The organism is Streptomyces sp. ID05-26A, assembly GCF_033794685.1.
GTDB lineage: Bacteria > Actinomycetota > Actinomycetes > Mycobacteriales > Pseudonocardiaceae > Lentzea.
On the sequence record NZ_JARAYZ010000003.1, the window covers coordinates 122,883 to 146,737 of the forward strand.

Here is a 23,855-nt window from a genome sequence, read left to right on the forward strand (position 1 = left end):
CTCGGCATCCGTTACGCGGAGCCGCCGGTCGGCTCGCTGCGCCTCCACCCACCGGTGGACTGCGACGGCGAGCCGACCGGCGCGTTCGGCGACAGGCACACGCTCAACGTCTGGTCCGCGGTGGACTCCGGTGCGCCGGTGATCCTCTGGGTCCACGGTGGCGCGAACACCGTCGGTTCCTCGGCCCAACCCGAGTACGCCGGCGACGTCCTCGCGTCCCTCGGCGTTGTGTTCGTCAGTTGCGACTATCGGCTCGCTGCCGACGGTTATGGCGCGGTGGAAGGGTTTCCGCACAACCGCGGTCTGCTCGACGTCGTCTCGGCGTTGCGCTGGATCCAGCGCAACATCACGCGCTACGGCGGCGATCCCTACAACGTCACCGTCGCCGGCCAGTCGTCCGGGGCGCAGACCGTCGCGAGCCTGATGGTGATGCCGTCGGCCGCGGGCCTGTTCCACCGTGCGATCGTGCACAGCCTCGCCGGACGTTTCTTCACGCCTCGCGAAGCCGTCGAGGTGCAGCGTGCGAAGGAACCGGATGTCGTGCTGTACCAACCGATCATCGACGGCGACACGCTGCCGCGCAGCCCGCTGGAAGGCCCGTACGACGTCGAGCTGATGGTGTGCCACACGGCCGACGAGGACACGGAGCTGTTCCAGCGCCCCACGATGAGGCTGGCGAACGAGCACGGCGGCGCGTTCCGGTCGATCTACGCCCGGCATCCCGCACATCACGGCGCGGACGTCCCGGACATGTTCCGCGGCGACATCGCGCGGGCGTGGGCCGAGTTCGCGCGCACTGGCGATCCCGGCTGGACGCAAGAAGAACTGAAGCTGTGGACCTAGCGGCGTGACTCAGAACGTCGGCGGCGAATCCGCGCCCAGCAGGGCGCCTCGCGGCACCGCCCCCACGCCCCCGTACAACCAGTACGAGGACGTGGTGGCGGCACCACGAGACACCCGTCTGAACACGAATACACCGGCAACGTTCTGAGCCACGCCACTAGCTCTCGGTGTTGAGCCCGAGTGACCCGTCCAGCCGCGCCACGCACGCCCCGTCCCGCTTGTCCGACGCCAGGAACTCGCTCAGGCACCGCCCGATCTGCTCATGACCGCGGGCGTTGGGGTGGAACGACTCCTGCAGCGCGTGCGACGACCGCCGCTGGTCCTTCAGCCCGTCCCAGTCGACCGACAGCCGCGTGAACCACTCGGTCTCCGGCTCGTCGCCGCCCACGCACGCCTCGCGGCCGACCCCGGCCCGCGCCAGGTCGAGGAACCGCGCGCCGACCTTCGCCGCGGCCGTGCGCAGGCCGTTCGACAGTTCCGGCACGGCCTCCTCGACGACCCACTCCAGGTCGGCGGTGCGCAGCGGGCAGCCGGACAGGTTCTGCAGCGACTGCGGCATCTTCGGGGACACCGGGGCCGCGTACGACTGCACGACCAGCTGGTACGACGAGTCGAGGTAGCCGGAGTCGCGCATGGTCTGGCGGATGGCGTTCAGCGTGTTCTCGACCTTCGGGACCATCCGCCGCACGCGCTTGGTCCACTCCGGCGCCACGGACGACGTGCAGTCGCTGCGCTTGCCCCACGCCTCGAAGCACTTGTTGAGGATCTCGGAGAACCTCGGGTCGTCGTTCGCGCCGATGGCGACGACGATCGCGACCACCTGGTTCGCCCCGGCGATGTCGCGCAGACGGGGCAACTGCTCGTTGCGCAGCTTGTCCGAGTTCGCGCCCGAGCACGCCAGGTTGATCTTCTGGTCGGCCTGGATCGCGGTCTTCATGATCTCGGCCTCGCGCGAGCGGTGGCACCAGTTGCCGCCCTCTTCGCCGTCGGTCCCGGCCTCGTAGCTGCCGGCGCCCTCGCCGGACATCGTGCTGTCGCCGAGCGCCACGACCGCCGTCCTGGTCTCCCGGTCCGGGGCCGAGGGGGGCGGGAACACGTGGTCGCTCACGACCAGCACGATCGTGAGCAGGCCGATCGCCGCGAGGAAGAGCAGTTTGCGCATCGCGCACCAGTTTACGGGGGTGGCCGAATGCGAGGGGGATCTGGCGTTGCCGCCTCAGCCGGGGTTGAGGAAAGTGGAGGTGTGGGGAATCCGAGGGAAGTAGTCGTGGTCGGGTACGACCGCACGGCGTTGCTGGACCTGGCGGGACCGATCGAGGTGTTCGAGGCGGCGAACTACAGCGGGGAGCGGTACCGCGTCACCGTCGCCACGCTCGGGGGAGGACCGTTCACCGCGACCGCGGGTGTGCGCATCGAGGCGGGGGCCGACCTGCGCACGCTGGACCGCCCGATCGACACGCTGCTCGTGGTCGGCGGCTGGGGGTACGACGAGGCCGCGTCCGACGCGGTGCTCACGACGCACCTGCGACGGCTGGCACTGCGGTCCCGGCGCGTCGCGGGCGTCTGCACCGGGGCGGTCGTGCTCGCCGGCGCGGGACTGCTCGAGGGCAAGAAGGCGACGACGCACTGGGCGTTCACCGGCGAACTGGAGAACCGCGGCGTCGAGGTGGAGCCGGACGCGATCTTCGTCTGCGACGGCGAGGTGTCCACGTCGGCCGGGGTGACGGCGGGCATCGACCTCGCGCTCGCCATGGTGGAGCAGGACCACGGACCGGCGCTCGCCCGCAAGATCGCGCAGTACCTGGTCGTCTTCCTGCAACGCTCGGGCGGCCAGTCGCAGTTCAGCGTCCACACCCGCGCGAAACCGGTGTCGGACGGCTCGCTGCGCGCGTTGCTCGACGACATCCACGCCGATCCGACGCGGGAGTGGACGGTGCCGGTCATGGCGCGCAAGGCCATGATGAGCGTGCGGCACTTCGCGCGGGTCTTCTCCCGCAGCGTGGGCATCTCGCCCGCGCAGTACGTCGAACGAGCCCGCGTCGAGGCCGCCGCCGACCGGCTGGCCAGCAGCGGAGACTCGCTCGACCTCGTCGCCCGCCAGTCGGGGTTCGGCTCGGCCGAGACCCTGCGGCGGGCCTTCCTGCGCGTGCTCGGCGTGTCGCCGGGCAGCTACCGCGCCCGTTTCCGGACCACTGGGGTTGCCTGATGGATGCCACGTTCGTGCTCTACCCGAACATGACCGCCCTCGACTTCGTCGGCCCGTTCGAGGTGATCGCCAGCGTGCCGGTGGTCTCGGCGCGGTTCGTCGCCGCGACGCTCGACCCGGTGAGGTCCGACAACGGGCTCGTCGTGACGCCGACCGACACGTTCGACTCGCTGAAGTCGACCGACATCGTCGTCGTGCCGGGCTCCGGGCACTGGAAGGAGCTGCTCGAGGACTCCGGCGGTGTCGTCGAGTGGCTGCGAGAGGTGCACCCGACGACGAAGTGGACGACTTCGGTGTGCACGGGGTCGACGCTGCTGGCCGAGGCCGGGCTGGTCTCGAAGGCCACGACGCACTGGGCCGCGCGCGAGGACCTGGAGGTGCGCGGCGTCGAGGTCTCGACCGACCGGGTCGTCTTCGACGGCAAGGTCGTCAGTGGCGCGGGGGTGTCGGCGGGCATCGACATGGCGTTGCGGCTGGTCGAGGCCGAGTTCGGCGAGATGGTGGCGCAGGCCGTGCAGGTCGGCATCGAGTACGACCCGCAGCCGCCGCGCGCCTACGACTCGATCCCGCCGGAGATCATGGACGGCCTGAAGGCCGCGTTCGACTCACGTCAGGCCTGACTGGACGGCGAACACGACGAGCTGGGCGCGATCGCGTGCGCCCAGCTTCACCATCGCCCGCGACACGTGCGTGCGCACCGTCGCGGGCGAGATCACCAGCACCGCCGCGATCTCGTCGTTGGACGCGCCGGACGCCACGTGCCGCATGATCTCCCGCTCGCGCTCGGTCAGCTTGTCCAGGTGCGGCACGGGCCGCGCCGACGCGCCGGACGCGAACCGGTCGATCACCCGGCGCGTCACGGACGGCGAGAGCAGCGACCCGCCGTCGGCCACCACGTGCACGGCGCGCAGCAGGTCGGTCGGGTCGGAGTCCTTGACCAGGAACCCGGACGCGCCCGTCCGCAGCGCCTCGAACACGTACTCGTCGAGGTCGAACGTGGTGAGCATGACGATTCGGACGTCGGCTAGTTCGGGGTTGGCCGAGACCCGGCGCAGCACCTCCAGGCCGTCCAGCAACGGCATGCGGATGTCGAGGAACACCACGTCCGGCTTGACCGACTGGATCAGCGCCAGCGCCTCGCGTCCGTCGGCGGCCTCTCCGGCGAGTTGGACGCCGTCCTCGGTCTCGATCAACGTCCGCAGCCCCATCCGGACCAGCGGCTGGTCGTCGGCCACCACCACGCGAATCATGCGGGCAACGGTATCCGGGCGAGCACCGAGAAGCCGTGCGCTCCGCCCACTTCGAGCGTGCCGCCGAGCGCTTCCGCCCGTGATCGCATGCCCGTGATGCCGTGGCCCTCGACGAACGCGGCCGGCGCGCCCGTGTCCGTCACGTGCACGACCAGTTCCTCGCGCACGGTGTAGACCTTGACCGACGCGGTGACGCCGGGGGAGGAGTGCCGCAGGACGTTGGTCAGCGACTCCTGCACGATCCGGTAGACGGCCAGCTGGTAGGCGTCGGGCAGGTCGATCTCGGCGACCTCGACCGACACCTCCAGTCCCGCCTCGCGCATCCTCGAGGCGAGCGCGGGGACGTCGGCGAGCGTGATCGTCGGAGTCAGGGGAGCCGAGCCGCGCAGGGTGTCCAGTTCGGACCGCAGGCCCTCCAGGGCCTCTTTCGACGTGTCGCGGATGGCTTCGAGTGACGCCCGCGCCTTCGCCGGATCCTTGTCCAGCACGTACAGGGCGACTCCGGCCTGCATCGCGATCACTGAAAGGCCGTGGCCGACGACGTCGTGGACCTCCTGGGCGAGCCGCAGCCGTTCGGAGATGACCACGCGCTCACGAACGTCCACAACGGACTTCTTGCGCAGTTTCATCAGCACGCCCGCCGCGACGGGCAGCAGGATCCAGCCCGCCGACCAGGTGATCCACGACGTCACCGTGTCGTTCCACCACGGCAGGATCGCCAGCGCGTAGGCGAGCGCGCACACGGCCGCCAGTTCGATGCGCGCGTACACGGCCACCGCGTACATCGCCGCGACGCCGCTCATCAGGATCGGGCCGAACGGGTAGCCGAACGCCAGGTAGACGACGATCGGCACGGTCGTGATCGCCACTGTCCACAGCGGACGCACCGAGCGGAACAGCAGGCCGGACGCCGCCATGGCGATCAGCAGGTAGGCGAGGACGTCGAGGTTCTCCGCGCCACCCTGCAGGCGCGCGGCGAACCGCGTGCCGCCGAGTCCGAAGAACAACAGCGCCACGGTCAGCGCGATGTCCTGCCACTTGATCCGCATGGTCCGACCATACGACCGGGGACGTACGCAGATGTGCGTATCTTGACGACGCTCCGGAGCGGACGCGCCGCGTCTCCAGCGGGACCAGTGTTACCGGCATGATCGTGACGACGGAGAAGCTGACGAAGCGCTACGGCGACCGCGCCGTGGTGGACGAGGTCAGTCTGTCCGTGCGGCGGGGCGAGGTCTACGGGTTCCTCGGCCCCAACGGCGCGGGCAAGACGACCACGATCCGCATGCTGCTGGGGCTCGTGCAGCCCACCAGCGGATCGGCCAGGGTCCTCGGTGAGGCGCCGGGCACCCCCAGGGCGTTGCTCAAGGTCGGGTCGCTGATCGAGGGACCCGGCTTCTACCCGTACCTGTCCGGCCGCGACAACCTCCGCGTGCACGCCGCCCGCCGCGGTGCCGGCAGGACGCAGGTGGAAGCCGCGTTGGAACAGGTCGACCTGGTGAGCGCCGCCGGCGAGAAGTTCCGCCGGTACTCGCTCGGCATGAAGCAACGGCTCGGCGTCGCCGCGGCCCTGCTCGGGCAGCCCGAACTGCTGATCCTCGACGAGCCGACCAACGGCCTCGACCCGGCGGGCATGGCCGACATGCGCGACCTGGTGCGGGCACTGGCCGCGCAGGGCCAGACGGTGCTGCTGTCGAGCCACCTGCTCGGCGAGGTCGAGGAGATCTGCGACCGGGTGGGCGTGATCTCGCAGGGGAAGCTCGTCGCGGAGAGCACGGTCGAGCAGTTGCGCGGCGAGACCGTGCTGCTGATCCGCGCCGACCCGATCGAGAAGGCGCGCGTGCTGATCGAGGGCAGCACCCTGCACGGCGACGTGCTGCACGTGCGGGAGACGGACGCGGGCGCGCTGGTGCGGACCCTGGTGGCCGCGGACGTGGACGTGCGGGAGGTCCGGCCGCTGCGCCGGACGCTGGAAGAGGTCTTCTTCGAGATGACGGGAGCGGCGTGATGGGCAGCGTGAAGGCGGAGCTCCTGCGGCTGTGGAAGTGGCCGGCGACGTGGGTGCTGATCGGTGTCTGGCTGGTGATGACGCTGACGTTCGGCTACGTGTTCAACTACCTGGCCCTCAACGGCGGCACCACCACGCGGTCGATGTCCCAGCAGCAGTTGATCAGCGCGATGCAGCCGGAGAACGTGGGCGCGGCCGTCGTGCGCGGCCTGCCGATGTTCGGCGGCGCGATCGTCCTGGTGCTCGCGGCGCTGGCGGTCGGCAGCGGATATGGCTGGGGCACCTGGAAGACGACGCTGACCGCGGGTCCGCGCCGGGTCTCGGCGATGGCCGGCACGCTCGGCGCGTTGGGGATCATCGTGGTGTTGCTGGTGGCGCTGACGTTCGTCGTGAACCTCGGGGCGTCCATCACGGTGGCCTCGCTGGAGGGCTGGGACTGGAGTCTGCCCGGGCTCGGGGTCTTCGAAGCCCTGGGCGCGTCCCTGCTGATCGCGGCCATGTGGACGGGATTCGGCGTGTTCCTCGGCGTCGTCACCAAGGGACCGGCGCTGGCCGTCGGTCTCGGGCTGATGTGGGCGATCGTGACGGAGAACCTGTTGCGGGGCGTGGGATCCCTCCTCGGACCGGTCGAGTCGCTGACGAAGGTCCTGCCGGGCGGGTCGGCGGGCAACCTCGCCGGAGCCGTGGGCGGATCGGGTGCGCCAGGGGTGCTGACGGACCTGAGCGGCACCACGGCGGCGCTGTTCCTACTCGGGTACGTGGTGTTCTTCGTTGGTGCGGCGACGCTTCTGAAGGTGCGCCGCGACCTCGTATAGGGCGACGGAGGCCCAGACCAGGCCCAGCACGACCGCGACTCCGGTGGGGTAGTCGCGGTCGTGCAGGCCCGGGTTCACCGGGCCGCCGTGCTCACGCCAGAGCAGCGGGACCGCGAGGAGTCCGACGATGCCCGTGGTGACGAGCCCAACGCCGATGGACGGGCGTGTGACGACGAACCCGGAGACACCCACGAGCGGGGCGATCACGAAGTCGTGCAGGACAACGCCTCCGCCGAGCCAGAACAGGAGCTCGATCGTGATCTGGGGCAGGAGCAGCCAGGCTCCCCAGGCGCCGAGCGCCACACCGGCGACACCGAGCACGATCCTCATCGGACCTCCAGCGACGTGACCCACTTGGTCTGCAGCACACCCGGCCGGTTCGGCGCGATGAGCCGGCACGGATAACCGTGGTCCGGGCTCAGCTCCTCGCCGTTGAGTTCGAGCGCCAGCAATGTGAGAGGGTCCCGCGCGAACGCCTCCGGCAGCGTGGTCGCCCGGTACAGGCCGTCCTTCTCCAGCGACTCCACCCGGACGTCCCCTCCGGCCACCAGATCGGAGATCCGGACACCGGTCCACGTCGCGTTCTGGCTCCAGCCCTCGACGCACGCGATCGGCAGGTCGACCGTGGTCTGCGGCAGGGCCTTCAGCTCCGCCAGCGAGTAACTCTTCGCGCCTGCTCGGAGCCGCCAGTCCGGTGGCACCACGATGTTCGCGGCCTTCGCGGTCCGGTTGACCGGCAGATCGCCGTCGGACCGCCACGCGAGCACCGAGACCTTGCGCAGCCACGGCACCGTGACACCCGCCGTCGCGACGACGGCGACACCGGTCGTGAGCGCGGTCGTGCGCAGGAAAGCCCTGCGGGAAAGCACGGTCTTCTCCGTCGACGCTGGTTCGAGGGAGCGCCGGATCCGCGGGATCTTCACCGCGATGTGCACGAGCAGCGCGCCGATCACGATCCACGCCACGGCGTAGTGGGCGGTGGGGAAGTAGAACGACCACGGGTAGTTCTGCGCCGCGTTGAACAACCCGGTGGCCAGCTCGAAGAACGACGCCGCCACCAGCACGAGGATCGAGCCGCGTTCCAGGGCGTGCGGCACGGACCTGACCAGGGGCCGTTCGAACAGCTTCGGGTAGACGCTCCACAACTTGGCCAGCAGCAACGGGATCGAGGCGACGCCGGAGATCACGTGCACGCCCTGGGTGACGCGGTAGAGGTCGACCGGCCGGGTCGGCCACGGCCAGTCGTGCTGCACGCCGTGGCTGAGCAGGCCCGTGACGAAGCACAGCCCGAACGTGATGCCGAGCCAGGTGCCGACCCGGCTGGTCACGCCGGTGTGGTGGGCAGGCGACCGGAACCTCACAGCTTCTCCCAGCACGCGAACCAGCGACCGGCGCGTTCTCGCTGCCACAGCAGGAAGAACCCGTCGGCCGTGAGGGACTCGGCGTCACTCCAGGCCCACGGGAACCACCGGCCTTCGCTGCCCGCGGACCGCACCCGTGCCTGCCCGACCGCCAGCCCGGTACCGGGCGGCTCGACCTCGACGACGACCGTCCCGCTGGGCATGAGCAGTGCCTTGACCCGGCGCAGCAGTGCGGCCGGATCGCCGCCGATGCCGATGTTGCCGTCGGCGAGCAGCACGTGCTGCCAGCGGCCCTCGCCGGGCAGCAGGTCGAACACGTCGCGGCGGATCGCGATGCCGCCGCGTGCGGTGGTGCGCCGGACCGCCTCCGGGGACACGTCGACGCCGAGCGCCCGGACCCGGCGGCCCAGCAGGGCGGCGACGAGACGGCCGGGGCCGCAGCCGACGTCGAGGGTGGGGCCGGTGCAGGCGTCGAGCAGGACGTCGTCGCCACCGCCGGCGTCGGCGTGCCAGCGGGCGACGGAGAGTTCGCGGGGGCCGGTGCCGGAGAGGTCGAGCCAGCTGGGGCGGCCCTGGAGGGCGAGGTCGAACATCATCGCGTCACCGCCGCGATGTCCAGCAGCGTCGCGGCGAACCGGGTGTCCGGTGCCTGAGCGGCGACAGCGCGGGCGTCCGCCATCGTGTCCACATCGGACAGAGGCGGTAGCGTTCGTACCTCCAGGCCGGGCGCCGCCTCCGGCGTTCGCACCTCCAGGCCGGGCATCGACTCCGGCGTCCGCACCTGCAGGCTGGGCGCCGCCTCCGGCGTTCGCACCTCCAAGCCGGGCGCCGATTTCAGCGTTCGCACCCGTGGCTCGGCCGCGCCGGTGATCGGCCACGCCTGCGGGCTTTGCAGCGCCTCCAGCGTCCGCGCACCCGTGTCGGATCGCGACATCGGCACGTCCCTCAGCACGTGAGCCCGCAGCGGGTCCCGCAACCCGAGCGCCCACCACCCGCCGTCCAGCGCCAGCCCGAGCGCCGCCTCCTCGAACTCGGCACACGACGCCAGCAGCGACGGCGTCACCTGCGGCGTGTCCATCCCGATCTGCAGCACCGGCATCCGGAACCGCGCCACGTCGGCGTGCGCGTGCACCAGTCGTTCGGCGAACGTGTCGCCGCGCTGCGGGATCACCACGCACTCCGCCAGCGCCTCCCGCACGTCCTCGCGCCGCACCACCCCGGCCAGCGCCACCACCGGCACCGCGCCGGGTGTCTCCAGCGCGGCCTCCACCGTGTCGAGCAGCGAGGCCGCCGCGACGTCCGCCGCCTCCTCGGAGGTCAACGGCGGGCACAGGCGCGTCTTCACCTGGCCCGGAATCGGCGACTTGGCCATGACCAGCAGGCAGAACCTCACCGCAGCACCCCCGCCATGTCCCGCGCCGCCCGCAGCGTGCCGCGCACCGAGCCCGAGACCTTCGAGCGCGTGCCGGCCGCGCGTGGCCCGTAGGTCACGTCGACCTCGCGCACCCGCCAGCCCGCCGAAGCCGCGCGCACCAGCAGTTCCAGCGGGTAGCCGAACGCGCGGTCCTGGACGTCCAGCGCCAGCAACGCCTCCCGCCGGCACACCCGCAGCGGTGCGATGTCGTGCACGTCCAAACCCCTGCGCCGCAACAGGGACGCGATCACGGCGTTGCCGGCTCGCGCGTGCCACGGCCACACGCGGGTGCTGACGGGCCTTCGCCGGCCCACCACCAGATCGGCGTCGGTGAGCAGCGCGGCCATCGCGGGCAGTTCGGCCAGGTCGAGCGAGCCGTCCGCGTCGCCGAACGCCACCAGGTCGGTGGTGGCCGCGAGCAGGCCGGTGTGCACGGCGGCGCCGTAACCGCGCCGGGGTTCGTGCACGACGAGCGCGCCGAGCGAGGCGGCGACCTCGGGCGAACCGTCGGAAGACCCGTTGTCCACGACGATCGCGCGGTGTCCGGGAGGCAGGGAGGCGAGGACCGCGGGCAGTGCGGCGGCCTCGTCCAGGCAGGGCAACACGACATCCATGCGTCCACCCTGGACCATCGGAAAGTGTTGTGGTGCTTACGGAATTGTGACGCACGAAAGAGTTCTTACGGTTGTCTTTCGAGGCCCGCGAGCGCCCTTGCGACCCCCTAGGTTGGGCGCGGTGCGTCTAGTCATCGCAGGGCTGCTCGTCGCTGCCGCCATCATCACCGGGGTCGTCCTCAACGTCAACGAACCCGGCCTCCTCTTCGCCGCCGCGGCACCGCTCTTCGGCGACTGGCAACCCCATCTGGGCCCCGGCACCCCGGCCGCGGTGCTGATCGCGTTCCTCGTGGTCGCCAAGGGGCCGGAGCTGGCCCGGCACCGGTACGCGCTGCCGATCGCCTACGTGACGGCGACGGCGTGGACGTTCTCGCTGGCCATGATCGACGGCTGGGGCCGGTTCGTCACGCGGCTGACGACCGAGGACGAGTACCTGCACGAGGTGTCCGGGATCACCGACGTCCCGGCGATGCTGCGCGGGTTCGCCGCCCGCATCCCGGACTTCCAGCCCGACTCGTGGACCACGCACGTCTCCGGCCACCCGCCGGGCGCGCTGCTCACGTTCGTCGCACTCGACCGGATCGGGCTCGGCGGGGGAGCGGCGGCCTCGATCTTCTGCGTCCTCGTCGGTTCGCTCGCGGTGGTCGCGATTCCCAGGGCCATCGGCACCAACGCCGTGCTGCCGTTCCTCGTGCTGTTCCCCGGAGCGGTGTGGGTCGGGGCGTCGGCGGACGGCATGTTCATGGGCGTGGCGGCCGTCGGCATCTACCTGCTCACCAGGAAACCCCTGCTGGGCGGCATCGTGCTGGGCTGGTGCCTGTTCCTGTCCTACGGGCTGGTCCTGCTGGCCCCGCTCGCGATCGTCGCCGTCGGCAGGAAGATCGGCTGGGCCGTCGCGGGCGCGCTCGCGGTCGTGGCGGCGTTCGCGCTCAGCGGGTTCTGGTGGCTCGACGGCTACGAGCTCGTGAAACTCCGCTACTACCAGGGCATCGGTGACACCAGGCCGTACTGGTACTGGGCGTGGGCGAACCTCGCGGCACTCGCGCTCGTCATCGGCCCGGCGGGGATCAAGGGGCTGCACAAGGACAAGTGGGTCATCGCCGCCGGCATCGCGATCCTGGCCGCCGACCTGTCCGGCCTGAGCAAGGCCGAGACCGAACGGATCTGGCTGCCGTTCGCGATCTGGCTCCTCGCCGGCACCGCGAAGCTCGACCGGCGGTGGCTCACCGCCCAGGCCGTCACGGCCCTGGCGGTGAACCACCTGGTGCTCACGAACTGGTGACCGGCTCCCGCTGCGAGGCGGAGGCGAACTCCCGGACCCCCTCCTCGAACCCGACCCGAGCCTCGAAACCCAGCGCCTCCAACGCCTTCGCGGGCGACGCCACGACGTGCCGGACGTCGCCCGGCCGCGCCCCGCCCACGATCTCGGGCGCCGGTCCGTCACACGCGTCAGCGAGCGCGAACGCCAAGTCGCCGATCGTGTGCGGGGTGCCGGAGCAGACGTTCACGGCCTCGAACCCAGGGCGAGGGGACGACAGCGCCAGCGCGTTCGCCCGCGCCACGTCCGTGACGTGCACGAAGTCGCGCCGCTGCCGCCCGTCTTCCATCACCCGCGGTGCGACGCCGTTCTGGAGCGCGGACCGGAAGATCGACGCCACCCCGGCGTACGGGGTGTCCCGGGGCATCCGCGGGCCGTAGACGTTGTGGTAGCGCAACGCCCACACGCTGCCGCCGGTCTGCCGGGCCCACGCCACCGCGAGGTGCTCCTGAGCCAGCTTCGTGGCCGCGTAGGTGCTGCGGGGCTCCAGCGGAGCGTCCTCGGGCACCAGCTCGGACACCACGAAGTCACCGCAGAAGCACCGCGGTTCGTACACACCGCGCTCGACGTCGGCGGCCGTCCGCTCCGCCCGCACGATCCCGTGCGAGAGGCACCGGTAGCGCCCTTCGCCGTAAACGACCATCGACGACGCCAGCACCAGCCGCGACACCCCGGCCCGGTGCATCTCGGCCAGCAGCACCGCCGTGCCCAGGTCGTTGTGCCGTGCGTAGGAGGGCGCGTCGAACGGATCGACGCCGTGCCCCACCATCGCCGCCTGGTGGCACACCGCGTCCACTGTGGACAACAACGGCCGCAGCGCGTCGGCGTCGGTCACGTCGCCGACCACGAGTTCGTGCTCCAGCAACGGAACTGTGCCGTGCGCTTCGGGGAGCAACGCGTCGAGCACCACGCATTCGTGGCCCTGGGAGGTCAGCTCGTCCGCGACGTGCGACCCGATGAACCCTGCCCCGCCGGTGATCAGTACTCGCATGAACCGACCGTAGGGCCGTGCACGACGGGTGGCGCGGCCGGACGGCTAGCCGTCAGAACTCCGTAAGACCATCTCCACGACGAAACGGGAACCGTGCGGGAACCTGTCCTCCACCCACACCCTGCCACCCAGCCGGTGCACGTGCTCGCGGACCAGCGCGAGCCCCAGGCCGCTGCCCGTGTCGTCACCCCGCGCCGTCCCGCCGCCGCGCGCGAACCGTTCGAAGATCTCCTCCCGCATCCGTCCCGGCACACCGGGCCCGGCGTCCTCCACCTCCAGCCGCACCCGAGAGCCGAGGGCCCGCACGGACACCAGCACCGCGCCGCCCGCGTGCCGCTCGGCGTTGTCCAGCAGGTTCGTCAGCACGCGGTCCAGCCGGCGCCGGTCACCCAGCACGACGGCGGGCCGCAGGTCCAGCGGCACCGGTGCGCGGGTCGCGACCACGTTGCGCACCAACGCGTCCAGCGCGATCTCCTCCGGCACCGGATCGTCGGTCTGGTCCGCCCGGGAGATCTCCAGCAGGTCGACGACCATCCGCGCGAACCTGTCGATCTCCGATGTGAGCAGTTCCAGGGCCGTGCCCGCCGTGCCCGGCACGTCGTCACGGCGACGGCGCAGCACCGCGCCCGCGTTCACCATCGTCGTCAGCGGTGACCTCAGCTCGTGCGACACGTCCGAGGCGAACCGGGCGTCCCGCAACGCCCTGCGCTCCAGCGCCTGCGCCGTCGAGTTGAACTTCGCCGCCAGCGCGGCGAGATCGGGGTCGTCCTGGACGGGCAGCCGGGCGTGCAGATCACCGCCCGCGATCCTGCCCGCCGCGGAGTTCAGCTCCTTCAACGGTCTCAACGCCCGCTTCGAGGCCCACGACCCGAGCACCGCTCCGAGCAGCGCCGAACCGATCGTGCCCGCGACCAGAACCGCTCCCAGGAGCGCGAACGTCCGGTCGAGCTGCTGCAACCCGGACAGCTCGACGTAGACGGCCCCGTCCGCCAGCGGACGGGAGACGACGAGCATCGGCAGCCCGTCCACGGTGACCCGCGCGGTGGCGGGAGAGTGCTCGACCAGCCCGGCGGGCAACTGCGCCGGATCGACCTTCCGGCCCGCCGTCCGCGGCCCCGCCGGGCTCAGCACGAGGATCGCCCCGTCCGGTCCGGTGAGCAGGGAGTCGAGGTCCAGCGACTTCTCGACGAGCCGCACGTTGACGTCGGCCTGCCGGGTCGCGCTCGCCTCCCGTTGCCGCAGCATGGAGCCGGAGGCGAGGTTCCAGGTGGCGAACGCCAGCACGCTCGTGACGACCAGCAGGCCGAAGCCGAACGAGAGGGTGACCCGACGCCGCAGCGTGAGCCTCACGAGCGGATCCGATAGCCGGTGCCGCGCACGGTGAGCACCACTTCCGGATCGTCCGGATTCGCCTCGATCTTCCGGCGGAGTCTCCTTATGTGCACGTCGAGCAGCCGGGTGTCACCAAAGTAGTCATATCCCCAAACCTTTTGCAGCAACTGTTCCCTGGTGACGATTCGGCCGCCCGCACCAGCGAGTTCCAGCAACAGCCGGAATTCGGTCCTGGTGAGATGAACGCGTTCCCCCGCCCGGTGCACGAGCCCTTCCTGCGGACGGATTTCCAGTTCCCCGATCCGAACGGCTTCACGGCCCGGCCCACGCCTGCGCAACAACGCGCGGACGCGTGCCGCGAGAACGTTCGCCATCAACGGTTTCGTGACGTAGTCGTCCGCTCCCGCCTCCAGCCCGGCGATCATGTCGCGGGCGTCGGCGCGCGCCGACACCACGATTATCGGCAGGTCACCGCGGGATCGGAGGGTCCGCACGACCTCCAGACCGTCCACGCCGGGCAGCGTGAGGTCGACCAGTACCACTTCGGGCGATTCTGTCTCCAAACGGTGTAACGCCTCTTCGCCCGAACCCGCCTCGTCCACCGAGAAACCCTCGTCGGACAAGGCGAGGCTCAACGCCTGCCGGATTCGCTCGTCGTCTTCGACCAGCAGGACCCGTACGCACACAACGACTCCACTGTGTGAGAGCCGCGGCGACGGCTCTCACACAGTGGAGTGAAAGTCGATCAAAAGCAAGATTGTTTCGGTCTAAAATCCGGTCAGCGTGATCTTTGCCGAACGCGGGTTCGGTTCGTGGACAAGTGACTCGAAGCCACCGACGTCGTCGAAGGCGAACCCGTAGGCCCGTCCGTCGACCATGTTCGCGTGCACGATCTTCGAGAAGTGGTTCGTGGTCGCGCGGGTGTAGAACTGGCTCGCGTTGTACGTCGGCTGGGTGTGGAGGAAGCCGAGCGTCGACCGGTTGAGCGCCGCGCAGAGCGACCGCGAGATCGCGCCGAGCTCGTTGTTCGGTGCCGCGAGCCTGCCGTCGCAGTTCAGCACGTCCCGGGTGGACGGCTGCTGGAACTCCGCGACCTGCTGGCCCGAGGTGTTCGTGAACCGCATGACGCCACCGCTGACACGGCCGGTGAACCTGCGGTTCGGTTCGTTCTGGAACGGGACCACGGTCAGCGGCGTGCTCTGGTACGTCGACCAGACGCTGTTGACGTAGCTCTGGAAGTACGAACCGGAGAACAGGCCCGCGTCGAGCCCCTTGCTCGGGTTCAGCACGCGCAACCGGGTGCCGTCGGACCGGCTGTACGCGAGCCTCGCCCAGTCACCGCCGAGCTGCTGGTGCTGGTCGAAGACGCGGTTGCGCCCGTTCGCGACCAGCTGGCCCGCCTTCTTCGTCGCGCCGCCCTGGGACGTCGCCTCGACCGCGTGCGGGACCGCGAACATGTCGACCTGGGAGCTGTTGAGCCACAGACCGCCGCCGTCGTAGCTGAACTCGCTCCAGTCGAACAGGATGTCGCGGTTCGGGTCGCCGCCCGCCCACGGGGCCGGCTGCACCAGGCCGTTCGGGACCAGGCCGAACTTCAGCTTGTCCCGGAACGACATGTAGATCCGGCCGCCCGCGAAGTTGAGCGGGATGTTCACGGTCCTGCTGGCGCCGTTGCCGGGGCCGGGGATCGAGAAGTCCGGCGCGGGCACCGGCGGGATCGCCCCGCCCGACCACGGCGTGAACTGGCCGCTGCCGTTCAGGTAGCCGAGCCGGCCGTTCATGATGCCGGTGATGTACAGGTGGACCGCGTCGCCGCGGCCCGAGTTGTTCGTGACGGTGAGCGGGAGTTGGCTCGGGGGAGCCGCTTGAGCAGGTGCGGACATCGTTGTCAGCCCTAGTAGGGCCGATGTCGCGAGCAGCAGGAGCTTGCGCATCGACTATCTCCTCACTGAGACAGGGTGTCGTGAGAGCGCTCCCATGGTCGGCGTGATCGTGTTGATGTGTCAAGAATGGTTCTCATGCGCGCACTGACTGTTGATCTCGCACGAGCCGGGTCGCTCGCGGTGGTGGAACTGCCCGATCCGGTACCCGGGCCGGGCGATCTGCTGGTCGAGGGGATGGCGATCGGGATCTGCGGGACGGACCGCGAGATCGTCCGCGGCGAGTTCGGAGTCGGCGGGACCCTGGTGATCGGTCACGAGTCACTCGGACGCGTGGTGAGCGGTCCGGGATTCGCTCCCGGTGCGCTGGTCGCGGGCGTGGTCCGCAGACCCGACCCGGTGCCGTGTGTCGCGTGCGCTCGTGGCGAGTTCGACAACTGCCGGAACGGCCAGTACACCGAGCGCGGCATCACCGGCCTCGACGGTTACGGCTCGACCTTGTGGACCGTGCCCGCCACCTATGCCGTGGAGGTCGGTTCCTCGGCGGGTGTGTTGGTCGAGCCCGCCTCGGTGGTCGTGAAGGCCTGGGAACGCCTCGACCGGATGGCGCTGTACCCGTTCGAGAGCGTGCTGGTGACCGGGGCCGGGCCGATCGGGCTGCTGGCGGCGTTGATCGGGGTGCAGCGCGGCCTCGACGTGCACGTGTTCGACCTGGCGTCGTCCGGCCCGAAGCCCGACCTGGTCGAGTCCCTGGGCGCCACCTACCACCGGACGCTGCCCGACTGCCCGGTCGTGATCGAGGCGACCGGCGCGCCGTCACTGGTGGCGCGGCTGCTCGGGCGGGACCTGGTGTGCCTGACCGGCGTGCCGTCCACCGAGGTGCTGCCGGCCGACATCGGTCAGATCAACCGTGATCTGGTGCTGCGCAACGGGATCGTGTTCGGGACGGTCAACTCCGGCTTGCGGCACTACCGGGAGGCCGCCGCCGTGCTCGACCGGGCGGACGACGCGTGGCTGTCCGCGATGATCACTCGGCGGGTGCCGCTCGAGGACTTCGCTTCCGCGTTCGAGCACCGGGCCGACGACGTGAAGGTGGTGCTAGAGCTGTGACCGCGGCGACGGTGACGATCCCTGCGGCCAGCAGCAGGGCGTGGTCGTAGCCGTTGTGCAGCAACGGGGTGGCCACGAGCGGGCCGATGATCTGGCCTGCCGAGTAGCCAGCCGTGAGGATGGCTGGCCCGTTGGGGAAGCCCGCGCCCTGGTTGAGTGCGGTCGCCGCGATGCCGATGAACGTGCCGCCGAACAGGACCGTCGCGATGAGCGCGGAGCCGTCGACGAGGGCTGGTAGGGCGATGCCGACGGCTTGGACCGCCAGTGCTGCAGGGAGGGCGCGGCGGTGCGGTCTGATCACGATGGGGGAGAGGGCTGCGGAGACGCCCACGAGGATCCACGCGCTGCTGCCCAGGGGGCCGCTGATGGCGGCCACGAGGAACGTGGCGGCGATGATGTAGCCGACGCCTTCGAGGGTGTAGGCGGTGAAGAGGACGGCGAACGCGGGCCGGGACCTGTGCGTGCTCTGGATCGATCCTGACTCACCGGCCCCCAGGGGGCGTCGGGCCCCCACTCCAATCCTCTCAGGCAGGTCTGACACTTTCGGCGGCTTCGGTTCCAGTCCCCACGCCCCCGCCGCCAGCACCGCCGCCGCACCCGCCGCGGCCCACCAGGCCGCCTGCCACTGCCCCCACTCCAGCACCAGCAGCCCGGACAGCGCGATCCCCACCCCCACACCGCTCATGCCCCACCCCGGCCGCGCGTTCACCGCCGCCACGAACACCAGCGCGCTCGCCACCCCGGCCACCAGCCGCAGCACGAACCACGCCACCATCCCGTGCGTCAGCGGCATCCCGGCGAGGGTCGCCACGAGCAGCACGAGCGCGACACGGTTCACCAGCCGTGATGGTGCCCGCACGACCGTGATGAGTGCACCGACGAAGTAGCCCAGGTAGTTGGCAGTGGCCAAACCAGCGGCCGAGGTCGCCGACAGACCCGCCTGGGCCGTCATCAGCGGCAGGATCGGGGTGTAGACGAACCGTCCGATGCCCATGGCAGCCGCCAGCGCCGCCGCGGCCCGGACGGTCACAGCCGGCCGGGGTCGTTCGGGTGGGGCTGCACGGCGGTGACGTCGAACTTCATCCACGGGCTGAGCGGGAGCGTGCTGAGCACACGGGTGTGGAGGTCGGCTTCGTCGTCCGCGCGCCACAGGCCGATGCTGCGCATCTCGCCGATGGGGCGCCATAGGCGGACGAGGTTGCCGGATGTGGTGAGTTCCTTGGCTCGCACGGCTTCCGCGGCGCGGCGTGCGTCCACTTCGGACTGGGGTGTGCCGTCGGGGATCGTTGTGGTGATCTCGACGATGAACTCTCTCATGACCTCATCGTGCGACCGGGGCGCGACGGACGCCACGACCGGCTTTCTCCTGCGTGAGAGCCTGGGCCTCCTAGGATGCGGGGCGTGGAACTGCGTCAACTCCGGTACTTCCTCGCGGTCGCCGAGGAGCTGCACTTCGGGCGGGCGGCGGCACGGCTGCTGATCGCGGGGCCGTCGTTGTCGCAGCAGATCAAAGCGCTCGAACGGGACCTCGGTGTGCCGTTGTTCGCCCGCGACCGGCGGACGGTGGCGCTGACGTCCGCCGGTGCCGCGCTGGTCCCCGAGGTGCGGGCGCTGCTCGAACGGGCCGATGAGCTGCAACGGCACGCACGGCAGCTGTCCGGGTCACGGCCGGTGCGCATCGGGTACGTCAACTGGCTGCCGCCGGACCTCACCGCGCGCACGGCCGGGGTCGCGCAGCTCTACGTGGACGCGTGGGTCGTGCCGTCGCACCAGCAGGCGGCGCGTGTCGCGGACGGCAGCCTCGACCTCGCCGTGTGCTGGATCCGCAGGACCGAGGCCGCGCAACTCGGGCTGAAGGCACAGCTGCTCGGCGCCGACCGGCTCTACGCGGTGGCGGTGGGCACGGACACCAGTCCGGTGCGGGCCGAGGACATCGCGGTGCTGGTGGACGACGACGTGACGTCGTGGCAATCGTGGAACGACTACGCCGAGGAGTTCGCCGAGGACACCGGCTGCCGCGTCCGGCGCATCCACAACGGCGCGATCACCGGGCCGGCGTTCTTCGACCACGTGCGGGTGTGCACGACGCCGGTCCTGAACTCGCCGAAGGGCCAGACCACGCCGTTGCCGCCGGATCTCGTGGCGCGGCCCGTCGTCGACCCCGAGGTGCTGTGGACGTGGTCGCTCGTGCGGCGGGAGGACGAGGAACGCGAGGACGTCATCGCGGCCACCGAGGCCATCGTGCGCGGCGTCGGCGACCTCGGACTGGACCGCGCGTGGCTGCCCTCGGACGACCCCTACCGCGCACTGGGAGGCTGAGCCTCTCACGAGGGAGGAAAGGGGTCGCAATTCTGCGAAATGCGAAGCGGGAGTGCGCCGTTGTGGCTGTCAGAACAGCTACTCCTCCTTCGAAAGCGAGCAGGACAATGACCAGCAAGGTGGCAATCGTCACGGGTGCGTCACAGGGAATCGGCGCGGCACTCGTTCCCGCCTATCGCAAGCTCGGCTATTCGGTTGTCGCGGTCTCGCGTTCCATCGAGGCCTCGGACGACCCCGAGGTGCTCGCGATTCGCGCCGACCTCTCGAAGACCGGTGAGGGCGCGCGGGTCGTCGAGGAGACGCTGGCGCGGTTCGGCCGGGTCGACGCGCTCGTCAACAACGCCGGGATCTTCGTCGCCAAGCCGTTCACCGAGTACACCGACGAGGACTTCGCCACCGTCACGGGCACGAACCTCGTCGGCTTCTTCGACATCACGCGCGGCGCCGTCCAAGCGATGGAGGCGAACGGTGGCCACGTCGTCAACGTGTCCACCACCCTCGTCGACCACGCGCTGTCGGCGGTGCCGTCCGCCCTCGCGTCGCTGACCAAGGGCGGTCTGAACGCCGTCACGAAGTCGCTCGCGGTCGAGTACGCGGCCCGGAACATCCGCTTCAACACGGTCGCGCTCGGCATCATCAAGACGCCGATGCACGCCCCGGAGACCCACGAGGCGCTCGCCGGGTTGCACCCCGTCGGCCGCATCGGTGAGATCTCCGAGGTGGTCGACGCGATCACCTTCCTGGAACAGGCCGGCTTCGTCACGGGCGAGATCCTGCACGTCGACGGCGGCCAGAGCGCGGGGCACTGACATGGTCGTCGAGGACGTCGTGGACCGCTGGAAGGCCGCGGTCGACGCGCACGAACCGGAGCAGGTGGCGGCTGTCTTCACCGAGGACGCCCTCTTCCAGGGGCTCAAGCCGTACGGGGTGGGAAGGGCGGCCGTCGCCGCCTACTACGAATCCCAGCCCATCGGCATGAAAGCCGACTACGAGGTGCTGGAAACGCGCCGGCTGGCCGACGATCTGGTTCTCGGCTATTTGAACGTCGATTTCTCGTTCGTCGACCGGCCGACCATCAACCTCTACCTCAGCGTGCTCGTGAAGGGAGACCTGATCGCGCACTACCAGGTCTCCCGTCTCGGTTAGCGCCTCCTGGGCTCCCGGCCGTGGGGCGACTTCGGTCGCTCGACGCCGGGAGCCTTCGGGATCGCCATGGTCACCGGAGCGTCCGCGGTGATCGTGATCGGCTCCCCGTGGTGCCGCGTGGACAACTCCGTCCCGTCCACGATCCGGTAGACGGCCTCGTCCTCCCGCACCTCCACGCCGATCCTCGTGCCCTGGAACGACATGCGGAACGAGAACCGGGTCAGCTGCTCTGGCAGCCGCGGTGCGAACGTGAGCTCACCGCCGTGGTCGCGCATCCCGCCGAACCCCGCCACCAGCGCCGTCCACGCGCCCGCCAGGGACGCCATGTGCAGGCCGTTGGTGACGTTCTCGTGCAGGTCGTGGAGATCGGTGAACGCCGCCTCGACGAGGTAGTCGTAGGCCAGCCCGAGGTGCCCGACCTCGGCCGCCAGCACCGCCTGCGTGCCCGCCGACAACGACGAGTCGCGCACCGTGCGGGCCTCGTAGTAGGCGAAGTTGCGGGCCTTCTCCTCGTCGGTGAACGCGTCGCCGCGCACGTGCATCGCGAGCACCAGGTCCGCCTGCTTGATGACCTGCTTGCGGTAGAGGTCGAAGTACGGGAAGTGCAGCAGCAGCGGGTACTTCTCCTCCGGGGTGTTCTCGAAGTCCCACTCCGCGTGCTTGGTGAAGTTGTCCGCCTGCGGGTGCACCTGCAGCATCTCGTCGTACGGGATCGACATCGCGTCCGCGGCCCTGCGCCACGTCGCGATCTCTTCTTCCGTGACGTCACAAGGGTTCCGCTCGGCGGCGTCGGCGGCGGCCCACAGGTTCTGCTGGGCGATCAGGTTGGTGTAGACGTTGTTGTCGACGATCGCCGAGTACTCGTCCGGGCCCGTCACGCCGTCGATGCGGAACCCGTCGTGCGGATCGTGGTGGCCCAGCGACACCCACAACCGTGCGGTCTCCACGAGGATCTCGGTCGCCTCGTCGCGGTCGAAGTCCTCGTCGTTCGTGGCGTTGAGGTACTGCTGCACGGCGTACGCGACGTCGCCGGACACGTGGAACGCGGCGGTGCCCGCCGGCCAGTACGCGCTGCACTCGGCGCCGTTGATCGAACGCCACGGGAACGCGGCGCCCTCGAGTCCCAGCACCTTCGCACGCTCGCGGGCCTTGTCCAAAGTGGAATGACGCCACCGCAGCGCGTCACGGGCGGCGTCGGGCAGCGTGTAGGTGAGCACCGGCAGCACGAACATCTCGGTGTCCCAGAACGCGTGGCCGTCGTAGCCCGGCCCGGTGAGGCCCTTGCCGGGGATGGCCCGCGTCTCGCCCCTGGCCCCGGCCTGCAGGATGTGGAACAACGCGAACCGGATCGCCTGCTGCAGCTCGTCGTCGCCCTCGATCTCGATGTCGGCGACCTCCCAGAAGTCCTCCAGGAACGCCTTCTGCTCCGCCAGCAGTCCGTCCCAGCCGGTCTGGCAGGCGCCCGCCAGCGCGGCCTCCACCTGAGCCCGCAACGCCGGGGTCGAACGCTGCCCCGACCAGCCGTAGGCGAGGTACTTGGTGAGCTTCAGGCACCCGCCCGCGGGCACGTCCACGGCCGAGGTGAAGCGGGCCAGGTCGTCCTCGGCGCGGATCTCCGTGCGCGGGTCGTCGTGCAGCTCGTTGTCCGAGGGGGTGACCGAGACCTCGTGGTCCATCGCGGCGGCCATGCGCAGCCCCGAGACCTTGGTGCGGTGGCACAGCACGGCCCGTGTCTTCTCGGCCATCGTGAACTCGTTGACCAGCGGCGAGTCCAGCGCGGCGGCGACGCGGGGGTCGTTGCTGCGGCTCTTGGTCGGCTCGTTGGCCAGCAGGTCCGACTGCACGACCAGCTGCAGGTCGTCCTCCGGCTCGACCTCGTAGCGGATCGCGGCGACCGCCCGCTGTGAGAACGACACGAGCCGTTCGCTGCGCACGGTCACACGCCGGCCCGTCGGCGACTCCCAGACCGTGCGGCGGCGCAATGTTCCGGTGCGGAAGTCGAGCGTGCGTTCGTGCTCGATCGCCTCGCCGTACCGCATGTCCAGCGGCTCGTCCTCGACCAGCAGCCGGATGATCTTGCCGTCGGTGACGTTGACGACGGTCTGCCCCGCCTCGGGGTAGCCGTAGCCGCCCTCCCCGTACGGCAGCTCGTGCTCCTCGTAGAAACCGTTGAGGTACGTGCCGGGCAGCCCGCGCGGCTCACCCTCGTCGAGCGTGCCGCGCAGGCCGATGTGGCCGTTGGCCAGCGCGAACGTCGACTCCGTCTGGTGCAGGTGGTCCACCGACAGGCCCTGCCAGCGCAGCTGCCACGGTTCGACGGCGTAGCTCATGACAGCAGCTCGTCGAGCTCGTCGACGACCACGTCGGCGCCGCCGGCCTTGAGCGCGTCCGCCTGGTGGCCGCGGTCGACGCCGACGACGAACCCGAAGCCGCCGTCGTGACCCGCCTTCACGCCCGCGAGCGCGTCCTCGAACACAGCGGCGTGCTCGGGTGCCGTCTTGAGTCTTCTGGCGCCCTCGATGAACGAGTCCGGGGCCGGTTTGCCGTTGAGTTTCGACGCGATGATGACGTTGCCGTCCACCAGTGCGTCGACGTAATCGAGCAGGTTTCCCGCCCGCAGCACGCGCATGGCGTTGGCCGACGACGTGACGACGCCGATCGGCAGTCCGGCCTTCTTCGCGGCCTGGAGGTACTGGACCGACGCCGGGTACGGCGTGATGCCCTGTTCGTCGATGATGGCGTTGACCAGGTCGTTCTTCTGGTCGCCGATGCGCCGGACCTCGTCCTCCGGCGGCGTGAGGCCGCGCGAGGTGAGGAAGCTGCGGACGCCGTCGTAGCGCGGTTTGCCGTCCACGTACGCCAGGTAGTCCTGTTCGCTGAACGGCTGGCCCATGGCTTCGAACGTCTGCCGCCACGCCTGTCGGTGCAGCACGGCGGTGCTGGTGAGCACGCCGTCGAGGTCGAAGAGCAACGCGGTGATCTTCTCCGGGATGCCGAGGCTCATATGACGATCATGCACCCGTCTCGCCGACATCGCTGCGCTCTTCTTTGAGGCGTTCATCGAGCGGTCGCGGGTGCGCCTGCTCGTATTCGGTCATCCCGTACTTGTCCGACTCGGCCCAGCCCTCCTCCGGCTCGGTCTCCAACGGGTCGTGCTGCAGGTTGTCCTCGTCGAGGGCCTCGAAGCTGTCGCTGTCCTGCGGGACGTAGGCGCCGCGTTCTTCGCTCATGGTGGAGGCAGTACCCAG

At 70.3% G+C, this 23,855-nt stretch carries 27 protein-coding genes; 10 read left to right on the top strand and 17 right to left on the bottom strand.

Annotation, left to right across the window (positions count from 1 at the left end):
- The first annotated feature begins 54 nt into the window (after positions 1–54).
- Entirely contained in the window at positions 55–843 is a 789-nt protein-coding gene (locus tag PV646_RS27745; RefSeq protein WP_500345206.1) for a carboxylesterase family protein, read from the top strand.
- Positions 844–1,000: 157 nt separating this feature from the next.
- Here PV646_RS27745 and PV646_RS27750 read toward each other — a convergent pair whose 3' ends face one another.
- Complete coding sequence (locus PV646_RS27750; protein WP_500345207.1) at positions 1,001–2,005, bottom strand: GDSL-type esterase/lipase family protein; 1,005 nt, start codon at positions 2,003–2,005, stop codon at positions 1,001–1,003.
- Between the two features lie 105 nt (positions 2,006–2,110).
- On the opposite strand from PV646_RS27750, the gene PV646_RS27755 reads away from it, so the two are divergent.
- Together PV646_RS27755 and PV646_RS27760 are read left to right on the top strand one after the other, a co-directional pair.
- On the top strand, positions 2,111–3,049 hold the full coding sequence (locus PV646_RS27755) for a GlxA family transcriptional regulator (protein WP_500345208.1): 939 nt from the start codon (positions 2,111–2,113) through the stop codon (positions 3,047–3,049).
- A complete protein-coding gene (locus PV646_RS27760) occupies positions 3,049–3,669 on the top strand; it encodes a DJ-1/PfpI family protein (RefSeq protein WP_500345209.1) in 621 nt (206 codons plus the stop codon). Before PV646_RS27755 ends, PV646_RS27760 begins: the two co-directional genes overlap by 1 nt.
- On the opposite strand, the gene PV646_RS27765 is transcribed toward PV646_RS27760, so the two are convergent.
- Both PV646_RS27765 and PV646_RS27770 read right to left on the bottom strand, forming a co-directional pair.
- The gene (locus PV646_RS27765; RefSeq protein ID WP_500345210.1) at positions 3,655–4,299 is read right to left on the bottom strand and encodes a response regulator; all 645 of its coding nucleotides are present in this window, start codon (positions 4,297–4,299) and stop codon (positions 3,655–3,657) included. The genes PV646_RS27760 and PV646_RS27765 overlap by 15 nt on opposite strands.
- Positions 4,296–5,348, bottom strand: coding sequence for a sensor histidine kinase (locus PV646_RS27770; protein WP_500345211.1), 1,053 nt, complete (start codon positions 5,346–5,348; stop codon positions 4,296–4,298). The genes PV646_RS27765 and PV646_RS27770 overlap by 4 nt, the downstream gene beginning before the upstream one ends.
- Before the next feature lie 98 nt (positions 5,349–5,446).
- Here PV646_RS27770 and PV646_RS27775 point away from each other — a divergent pair, with 98 nt between their 5' ends.
- Positions 5,447–6,307: an ABC transporter ATP-binding protein gene (locus tag PV646_RS27775; protein WP_500345212.1), complete on the top strand. Its 861-nt coding sequence runs from the start codon at positions 5,447–5,449 to the stop codon at positions 6,305–6,307.
- Positions 6,307–7,122, top strand: coding sequence for a hypothetical protein (locus PV646_RS27780; RefSeq protein WP_500345213.1), 816 nt, complete (start codon positions 6,307–6,309; stop codon positions 7,120–7,122). The genes PV646_RS27775 and PV646_RS27780 overlap by 1 nt, the downstream gene beginning before the upstream one ends.
- On the opposite strand, the gene PV646_RS27785 is transcribed toward PV646_RS27780, so the two are convergent.
- From PV646_RS27785 to PV646_RS27805, 5 genes are read right to left on the bottom strand one after another with little or no spacing between them, the layout of a single operon-like run.
- A complete protein-coding gene (locus tag PV646_RS27785; protein WP_500345214.1) occupies positions 7,054–7,452 on the bottom strand; it encodes a hypothetical protein in 399 nt (132 codons plus the stop codon). The genes PV646_RS27780 and PV646_RS27785 overlap by 69 nt on opposite strands.
- A complete protein-coding gene (locus PV646_RS27790; protein WP_500345215.1) occupies positions 7,449–8,450 on the bottom strand; it encodes a molybdopterin-dependent oxidoreductase in 1,002 nt (333 codons plus the stop codon). The genes PV646_RS27785 and PV646_RS27790 overlap by 4 nt, the downstream gene beginning before the upstream one ends.
- A gap of 29 nt (positions 8,451–8,479) precedes the next feature.
- Positions 8,480–9,079, bottom strand: coding sequence for a methyltransferase domain-containing protein (locus tag PV646_RS27795; protein ID WP_500345216.1), 600 nt, complete (start codon positions 9,077–9,079; stop codon positions 8,480–8,482).
- Complete coding sequence (locus PV646_RS27800; RefSeq protein WP_500345217.1) at positions 9,076–9,876, bottom strand: TIGR04282 family arsenosugar biosynthesis glycosyltransferase; 801 nt, start codon at positions 9,874–9,876, stop codon at positions 9,076–9,078. The genes PV646_RS27795 and PV646_RS27800 overlap by 4 nt, the downstream gene beginning before the upstream one ends.
- Positions 9,873–10,511, bottom strand: coding sequence for a glycosyltransferase family 2 protein (locus tag PV646_RS27805; protein ID WP_500345218.1), 639 nt, complete (start codon positions 10,509–10,511; stop codon positions 9,873–9,875). Before PV646_RS27805 ends, PV646_RS27800 begins: the two co-directional genes overlap by 4 nt.
- A 121-nt stretch (positions 10,512–10,632) precedes the next feature.
- Here PV646_RS27805 and PV646_RS27810 point away from each other — a divergent pair, with 121 nt between their 5' ends.
- The gene (locus tag PV646_RS27810; protein ID WP_500345219.1) at positions 10,633–11,793 is read left to right on the top strand and encodes a hypothetical protein; all 1,161 of its coding nucleotides are present in this window, start codon (positions 10,633–10,635) and stop codon (positions 11,791–11,793) included.
- Here PV646_RS27810 and PV646_RS27815 read toward each other — a convergent pair.
- The 4 genes from PV646_RS27815 to PV646_RS27830 form a co-directional block, all read right to left on the bottom strand.
- On the bottom strand, positions 11,780–12,820 hold the full coding sequence (locus PV646_RS27815; protein WP_500345220.1) for an NAD-dependent epimerase/dehydratase family protein: 1,041 nt from the start codon (positions 12,818–12,820) through the stop codon (positions 11,780–11,782). The genes PV646_RS27810 and PV646_RS27815 overlap by 14 nt on opposite strands.
- Positions 12,821–12,865: 45 nt before the next feature.
- Positions 12,866–14,170, bottom strand: coding sequence for a HAMP domain-containing sensor histidine kinase (locus PV646_RS27820; RefSeq protein ID WP_500345221.1), 1,305 nt, complete (start codon positions 14,168–14,170; stop codon positions 12,866–12,868).
- Positions 14,167–14,838, bottom strand: a complete 672-nt coding sequence (locus PV646_RS27825) for a response regulator transcription factor (protein ID WP_500345222.1) — start codon at positions 14,836–14,838, stop codon at positions 14,167–14,169. Before PV646_RS27825 ends, PV646_RS27820 begins: the two co-directional genes overlap by 4 nt.
- A gap of 81 nt (positions 14,839–14,919) precedes the next feature.
- Positions 14,920–16,086 carry a beta-1,3-glucanase family protein gene (locus PV646_RS27830; protein ID WP_500345223.1) on the bottom strand — a complete coding sequence of 389 codons (1,167 nt, stop codon included), beginning with the start codon at positions 16,084–16,086 and terminating at the stop codon, positions 14,920–14,922.
- 84 nt (positions 16,087–16,170) lie between these two features.
- Here PV646_RS27830 and PV646_RS27835 point away from each other — a divergent pair, with 84 nt between their 5' ends.
- Entirely contained in the window at positions 16,171–17,142 is a 972-nt protein-coding gene (locus PV646_RS27835; protein WP_500345224.1) for an alcohol dehydrogenase catalytic domain-containing protein, read from the top strand.
- Here PV646_RS27835 and PV646_RS27840 read toward each other — a convergent pair.
- Together PV646_RS27840 and PV646_RS27845 are read right to left on the bottom strand one after the other, a co-directional pair.
- On the bottom strand, positions 17,060–18,172 hold the full coding sequence (locus PV646_RS27840) for a YbfB/YjiJ family MFS transporter (protein WP_500345225.1): 1,113 nt from the start codon (positions 18,170–18,172) through the stop codon (positions 17,060–17,062). The two genes, PV646_RS27835 and PV646_RS27840, sit on opposite strands and share 83 nt — an antisense overlap.
- Complete coding sequence (locus PV646_RS27845) at positions 18,169–18,459, bottom strand: muconolactone Delta-isomerase family protein (RefSeq protein WP_500345226.1); 291 nt, start codon at positions 18,457–18,459, stop codon at positions 18,169–18,171. The genes PV646_RS27840 and PV646_RS27845 overlap by 4 nt, the downstream gene beginning before the upstream one ends.
- A 75-nt stretch (positions 18,460–18,534) precedes the next feature.
- Between PV646_RS27845 and PV646_RS27850 the strand changes: the two genes are divergently transcribed.
- The 3 genes from PV646_RS27850 to PV646_RS27860 all read left to right on the top strand — a co-directional run bounded on the left by PV646_RS27850 (position 18,535) and on the right by PV646_RS27860 (position 20,607).
- A complete protein-coding gene (locus tag PV646_RS27850) occupies positions 18,535–19,461 on the top strand; it encodes a LysR family transcriptional regulator (RefSeq protein ID WP_500345227.1) in 927 nt (308 codons plus the stop codon).
- Positions 19,462–19,568: 107 nt separating this feature from the next.
- The gene (locus tag PV646_RS27855; protein WP_500345228.1) at positions 19,569–20,270 is read left to right on the top strand and encodes an SDR family NAD(P)-dependent oxidoreductase; all 702 of its coding nucleotides are present in this window, start codon (positions 19,569–19,571) and stop codon (positions 20,268–20,270) included.
- A 1-nt stretch (position 20,271) separates the two neighbouring features.
- On the top strand, positions 20,272–20,607 hold the full coding sequence (locus PV646_RS27860; RefSeq protein ID WP_500345229.1) for an SgcJ/EcaC family oxidoreductase: 336 nt from the start codon (positions 20,272–20,274) through the stop codon (positions 20,605–20,607).
- Here PV646_RS27860 and PV646_RS27865 read toward each other — a convergent pair.
- Genes PV646_RS27865 through PV646_RS27875 form a run of 3 tightly spaced genes read right to left on the bottom strand, consistent with a single transcriptional unit; the run spans position 20,604 to position 23,837 of the window.
- The gene (locus tag PV646_RS27865) at positions 20,604–22,937 is read right to left on the bottom strand and encodes a glycoside hydrolase family 65 protein (protein ID WP_500345230.1); all 2,334 of its coding nucleotides are present in this window, start codon (positions 22,935–22,937) and stop codon (positions 20,604–20,606) included. The genes PV646_RS27860 and PV646_RS27865 overlap by 4 nt on opposite strands.
- Positions 22,934–23,611 carry an HAD family hydrolase gene (locus tag PV646_RS27870; RefSeq protein ID WP_500345231.1) on the bottom strand — a complete coding sequence of 226 codons (678 nt, stop codon included), beginning with the start codon at positions 23,609–23,611 and terminating at the stop codon, positions 22,934–22,936. The genes PV646_RS27865 and PV646_RS27870 overlap by 4 nt, the downstream gene beginning before the upstream one ends.
- Positions 23,612–23,618: 7 nt before the next feature.
- Positions 23,619–23,837: a hypothetical protein gene (locus PV646_RS27875; protein ID WP_500345232.1), complete on the bottom strand. Its 219-nt coding sequence runs from the start codon at positions 23,835–23,837 to the stop codon at positions 23,619–23,621.
- Positions 23,838–23,855 lie beyond the last annotated feature (18 nt).